Source organism: Streptomyces torulosus (assembly GCF_001419765.1).
In the GTDB taxonomy this organism is placed as follows: domain Bacteria; phylum Actinomycetota; class Actinomycetes; order Streptomycetales; family Streptomycetaceae; genus Streptomyces; species Streptomyces torulosus.
On the sequence record NZ_LIRK01000609.1, the window covers coordinates 1 to 5580 of the forward strand.

Sequence of the window (5580 nt, forward strand, 5' to 3'; positions counted from 1 at the left end):
TGCGCGGGCGGCCGTGCAGCGCGCGCGGTACACGGGGCGACGACGGGTGTGCCGTGCCGAGAGATCCCTGGCGTCCCTCGCCGGGAAGATCGGGTCTTCTCCCCTCCCGACCGGACAGGTGTACGAGGATGGTCCGCATGGAACGTGAGTCACCGCTGAGCCCCGAGGGCGCGAACCCCCTGCTGAGCCTGGAGGGTGTGGGGCGCCGGTACGGGTTCCGCGGCCCCTGGGTCCTGCACGGCGTCGACCTGACCGTCACCTCCGGCGCACTGATCCGGGTGGAGGGCGCGAACGGCACCGGCAAGTCGACGCTGCTCCGCGTCCTCGCCGGGATCGACGCGCCGACCGAGGGCCGGATAGTGGGCCGCCCGCGCACGGCGTACGTCCCGGAACGCTTCCCCGCGGCCCTGCCGTTCACGGCCGCCGAGTACCTCACGCACCTCGGTGCCGTGCACGGTCTGGACCGCCCGGCCGCCGTCCGTGCCGCCGACGAGTGGCTGGAGCGCTTCGGGGCCGCCGAGTACGCCCGTACGCCGATGGCCCAGCTCTCCAAGGGCAGCAGCCAGAAGGTCGCGGTCGCCCAGGCCCTGCTCGCGGACCCGGAGTTGCTCGTCCTGGACGAGGCGTGGACCGGCCTGGACGCCGAGGCCCGCGAGGAGTTGGAGCGCGTGGTCGTCGAGCGCAGGGCCGCCGGGTCCGCCGTGGTGTTCGTCGACCACGACCCGCGGCGCCTGGCCGGGGTGCCGGACGCGACGTACGCGGTGGTCGGGGGAGCCCTGGAACTCAGCGCGGGCAAGGGGACGGGGATGCCGGCGGCGGCTGTCACCGGCCCGTGCGTGCTCGTCGAGGCGAGGGGCCGCGGGGGCACGCGGGTGCCCCCGGAGGCAGGGAAGTTGGCGGTCTCGGTCGAGGAAACCGGCTCCGGAGCACACCGGTTCACCGTCCCCGAGACCCAGTCGGACACGCTGTTGCGGGCGTTACTGGGGGCCCGGCCGCCCTGGCACGTGGTCAGCGTGGGACACGTGGACGATCCGACGGAGACGCGGCGGCCGCAGCCAAGCGCTGAGCAGGCCGTATCGCCGGACCCGGACGACGCGCCGGCCGCGCTGGAAGTGGAGAGCTCCTGATGACCGCCCTTCTCCGTTACCAGGCCGCCCTCCTCGTCCGCTCCCAGCGCTGGCTGCCGCCGGTCATCCTCTACGCCGCGTTCCTCGGCGTCGGCGTGCAGAGCGGGCAGCCGGTGCTCGACTCGCTCGGCTACACGGCGGCCGCGCTCCTGCCAGTCGCCGCCTGGCTGGTGCGGATCTGCGCGACCAACGAGCCGCCCGCCGCCCGCAGTTGCACGGGCGCGGCGGCCGGACCGGGCCGCGCCCACCTGTCCTGCGTCCTGGTCGCGCTCGCGGCGGCCGGTGTGCTCGGCACCGCGGCCACGGTGGTCGTCACGATCATCAGCGCACCCACCAGCACGGCCCACGACATCCGTGTCGAACCGCTCCCCGCGGGGGCCGCCGGCCTCCTCGCGACCCTCGCCTGCGCCCTCCTCGGCACGGCCGTCGGCGCCCTCACGAACTGGCCGCTGCTCCGTTCACCCGGCCGAGCCGTCCCGGCCCTTCTCCTCGGCGCGCTCCTGGCGCTCGTGGTCGTGGGCTCCCCGGCGAGGGCGGCGATCACGGCCCTGGTCGACGGCTCCCAGCGCGGCACGATCCCGGTCCCCGCCCTGCCGGTCCTCGCGGCGGCCCTCTGTGCGGCGGCCGCGACGGCACTGGCCTGCGCGCTGACGACACGGCGGGCCTGAGAGGCCCTGGGCCGTCTCGTAGCGGGCGCTGTGCTGTGGGGCCGGCGACGGGTGGCCGCGACCTCGCGACCACCGTTCCGTCCGGCGCGCAGCGGGCGACACGGGCGCGAAAGGCCCTAGAGTCGCCGCATGCGGCGAAGGACAGGACTGGCGATGGCCGGGGTCGCGGCCCTGGCCTGGGGCGAGTGGTTGAACTGGCGCTGGTCCCGAGTTCTCGTGAAGAAAGGCGGCGGCGGTTCGATGGCCGTGGTGGTGCTCGGGTACCGCAATCCCCGGGCGACGGTGAACCTGATCAACCGATGGCGAGTCCGGGCGGGAATCCGCTCCGTCGCCGCTGACGGTGCGCAGGAGACCTGCCTGATCTTCAGCGGTGGTCCGACCGGCGTCGGCACCACGGAGGCCCAACTGATGGCCGACTACGCGAAGTCGGTGCTCGGGTACGAAGGTACGGTGCTCCTGGAGGACCGGTCCACCACGACGTGGGAGAACATCACGAACGTCGTCCCCCTGCTCGAAGGCGTGGACCACATCAAGATCGCCTCCCAGCCGGCTCACGGCCTCAAGGCCCGCGCGTACCTGCGGCGGCAGCGCCCCGATCTCGCGGACCGGCTGGTGCGCGCCGACGACTACCGCCCCGGTGAGTGGATCGTCGTCAAACCGCTGCTGGCCCTGTACGGGCTGTGGACACTCCGCGTTCTCCGGGCCGACGAACGGAAGGCCGCGCCGTAGGCGGGCACCCCACGTCATCGGTCGGGAAGTGATCCGGCCCTCAGCCCGAACAAGCCGTGCGCTCGGCCTCGCGCCACTCGCACACGGGGCACAGGGTGATCCCCTTGTGGGACTCGGGATACTCGGTCGGTTCCTGGCACAGGACACAGGCGGCGAAGGGCGGACCGGCGGCGACGGGAGCCTGCCCCGCCGTCTCCGTGGCCGACGCGGGGCCCGAGGCCGGAGCCGCACCCGTGGTCGTCGTCTCGGTGCCGCAGTAGTCGCTCATGTGTCCAGCGTAGGACGGCGCAGAGGAAGCGCCCCGCGCGCAGGACTCACGACGTGGTGGCGGCCGCCGCCCCGACCAGTTCCGACACCTTCACCAGCCGGAAGCCGCGCTCCCGCAGCGCGGGCACGATCATCCGCACCGCCCGCTCCGTGACGGGCGCGGCGCTCCTCACGCAGTGCATGACGACGACGGACCCGGGCCGCACGCGCTCCAGCACGTCCCGGGCGACCACCGCCGGATCCGTGGCCGCCGTGTCCCCGCTGGCGACGTCCCACTGCACGGCCGTGACCCCGGACGAGCTGAGCGCGCGCAGAGCACGGCGGTCGTAGCAGCCGCCCGGGAAGCGGAAGTACGGCATCGGGTCCGCCACCCCGGCCTCGCGGAACGCGGTGTACGCCCGCTCGACGTCGACCGCGATACGGCCCGCCTCCAGGGTGGGCAGGCCATGGCAGTCGGCGCTGAAGGCCTGGTGACCGTACGAGTGGTTCGCCACCTCGAAGAGCGGGTCCCGTCCGATCGAGCGGGCCTGGATCGGGTACTCCTCCGCCCACCGCCCCGTCATGAACACGGTCGCCGGCACCTCCAGCCGACGAAGCGTCGCGATGAGCCGCGGATTGTCGAACCGCTCGCCCTCGGCGGCCCGAGCCCCCTGCTCCTCGGTCATGTCCGCGTCGAAGGTGAGCGCGACCGTCTTCTCGCCCCGGTTCCGGGGCCCGTGCTCGAACACCGGCGCGAGGCCGGCCGGCCCGGGAGCGAGTGTGGGCGGCCGGGACGCCACGACCGGGCGCTGAACCGCCCCCGTGGCCGTGGCGGTGACCACTCGGGAGGAGGCCCGCGGCCCACCGCAGGCGGTCAGGGCGACCCCGAGCGCCCCGAGCGCACAGAACACCCTGACACTTCGCACAGGAACGATCACGACACGAAGTAAACGCCTCGCACTCCCCACTCATCCGATCACCCGCTCATCCACCCGGAATCCGCCTCTGAAGTCACCCGGTCGGCCGACCGGAGCGGAGCCGGGGCGCCGGGAACTCGGGATGGTCGACCGGTCGGGGCGTGCGGGTCCCGTGCCGTTCGACGGTTGACCTGAAGTCGTGTCGAGGGTGTCGGGGGCGGTCAGGCGGTAGCCGATGCCTCGTACGGTGCTGATCAGGGTGCGGCGGGTGTCGGCCAGTTTGCGGCGCAGGGTGCAGATGTGGGACTCGACCACGTTGGAGCCGGCGTCGAAGTCGTGGCGCCAGACGCGGTCGAGGATCTCCTCCTTGCGGACCACCTCGCCCGCACGGACCGCGAGGACGTGCAGGATGTCGAACTCCCTCATCGTGAGCGGGACATCGCGTCCGCGCAGGAGGACGCGCCTGCTCTCCGGGAGCATGTGGAGCACCGGGCCGGTGGCGGGGGTGGATGTGGGGCCCCGGGAGTCCGCCGGAGCGAGGTCGGGGGTGCGGCGTCTGGTCATCAACACCCGCACGCGTAAAGCGAGTTCGGCCGGGCGGCAGCCCTCGTGGACGTAGTCGTCGGCCAGGCTCAGCTCCTCCGGCCCGCAGGTGCCGTCGGTGAGGAGGAGGATGCCGGGGCGGTGCGGCTCCCGGCGCAGGGCGCGGGCCAGGAGCAGGGCGTCCCAGGAGGTGCCGGACGAGCCGACCGCCAGCAGCGCCACATCGGGCGCCTGCTCCCGTATCTGCCGCAGCGACAGGGCGCCCGCACCGCCCCGCGGGAGCGCGACGCTCATCCCCGCGGCGCGCAGGTGCCGGAACAGGCGGAGCGCCTGCGGCGGGGTCGGGTGGGCGACGAGGACACGTGTCGTCCCGTCGCCGCTGGACACCGGAGTGGGGGGTGTGTCCATGAGGTTCGTTCACCGGTCCATGTCGAGCGGGCGTCACGGTGCCGCCCGCGTCATGAGCTGTCGTTCCCTGTCGGGAAGCGGTCGCGGCCAGTGAACCCGGAACTGCTCAGAAGGGCGTCAAAGGATCCTCCGGGGAAGGACAGAAGAATCCACGCGGGGAGCACGGACCTGTGGATTCGGCCCCGGACGTGTGAGAGGGGGCGGACGCCCGCAGGCGCCCGCCCCCATCCGTCAAGCCGGGTCGGGTACGACCCGTCATCTCACGTACGGCGCCACGGCCCCGTCACCGCGAACGTCGTGCCCGGCGTGTAGCAGTTGACGTACATCGTGCGCCCGTCGGGGGAGAACGTGACGCCCGCGAACTCGCCCCACTCGGGTTCCGTGGGGGTGCCGATGTTCTGGGCGTTGCGGGCCATGGCGTACACGTCGCCGCGGCGGGTGACGCCGTACACGTGCTGGGTGCCGTTGCCGTCCTCGCAGACCATGAGGCCGCCGCTGGGCGCCAGGCAGATGTTGTCGGGGGACTCGCCGGGCAGCTGGATGTCGGTGTCGGGGCCGAAGACGATCACCAGGGTGAGGGTGCGGTGGTCGGGGTCGTAGCGCCAGATCTGGCCGTAGTGGTCGGCGGCGGAGCCGTCCGCGCTGCGGGCGAAGGACGAGACGAAGTAGACGCAGCGGCCGCCCCAGTAGCAGCCCTCCAGCTTCTGGGCGTGGGTGATGCCCTTGGGGCCGAAGTCCTGGTGGCGGATGGCCGTCGTGGTGGCCAGCGGGTCCGGGACGTCCACCCATTCGATCTTCTCGAAGCAGGCGCCCGTGTCCTGGATGGAGGACAGGTCGGGGACCCCCGGTACCCGCATCGCCTGCAGACGGCCGCCCGCGCGCAGGGAGCCCAGGCCGCCCTTCGGCCGGTCGGGGAGGAAGCGGTAGAAGAGGCCGAAGGGC

At 73.2% G+C, this 5580-nt stretch carries 7 protein-coding genes; 3 read left to right on the forward strand and 4 right to left on the reverse strand.

What is annotated here, in order from left to right; translation table 11 throughout:
• The first annotated feature begins 137 nt into the window (after positions 1–137).
• The 3 genes from AOK23_RS35060 (at position 138) to AOK23_RS35070 (ending at position 2524) form a co-directional block, all read left to right on the forward strand.
• Positions 138–1127: an ABC transporter ATP-binding protein gene (locus AOK23_RS35060; RefSeq protein ID WP_055716570.1), complete on the forward strand. Its 990-nt coding sequence runs from the start codon at positions 138–140 to the stop codon at positions 1125–1127.
• The gene (locus AOK23_RS35065; RefSeq protein ID WP_055716571.1) at positions 1127–1795 is read left to right on the forward strand and encodes a hypothetical protein; all 669 of its coding nucleotides are present in this window, start codon (positions 1127–1129) and stop codon (positions 1793–1795) included. The genes AOK23_RS35060 and AOK23_RS35065 overlap by 1 nt, the downstream gene beginning before the upstream one ends.
• A gap of 129 nt (positions 1796–1924) precedes the next feature.
• Positions 1925–2524, forward strand: coding sequence for a YdcF family protein (locus AOK23_RS35070; protein WP_055716572.1), 600 nt, complete (start codon positions 1925–1927; stop codon positions 2522–2524).
• Between the two features lie 40 nt (positions 2525–2564).
• On the opposite strand, the gene AOK23_RS35075 is transcribed toward AOK23_RS35070, so the two are convergent.
• The 4 genes from AOK23_RS35075 to AOK23_RS35090 form a co-directional block, all read right to left on the reverse strand.
• Positions 2565–2792 (reverse strand): hypothetical protein, encoded by a 228-nt coding sequence (locus AOK23_RS35075; RefSeq protein ID WP_055716573.1) that lies wholly within the window; start codon positions 2790–2792, stop codon positions 2565–2567.
• Positions 2793–2838: 46 nt separating this feature from the next.
• On the reverse strand, positions 2839–3708 hold the full coding sequence (locus AOK23_RS35080; RefSeq protein WP_055716574.1) for a polysaccharide deacetylase family protein: 870 nt from the start codon (positions 3706–3708) through the stop codon (positions 2839–2841).
• A gap of 30 nt (positions 3709–3738) precedes the next feature.
• On the reverse strand, positions 3739–4638 hold the full coding sequence (locus AOK23_RS35085) for a winged helix-turn-helix transcriptional regulator (protein ID WP_055716575.1): 900 nt from the start codon (positions 4636–4638) through the stop codon (positions 3739–3741).
• A 260-nt stretch (positions 4639–4898) separates the two neighbouring features.
• Positions 4899–5580: alkaline phosphatase PhoX (locus AOK23_RS35090; RefSeq protein WP_157878238.1), on the reverse strand; the 682-nt coding region annotated here is incomplete at its 5' end.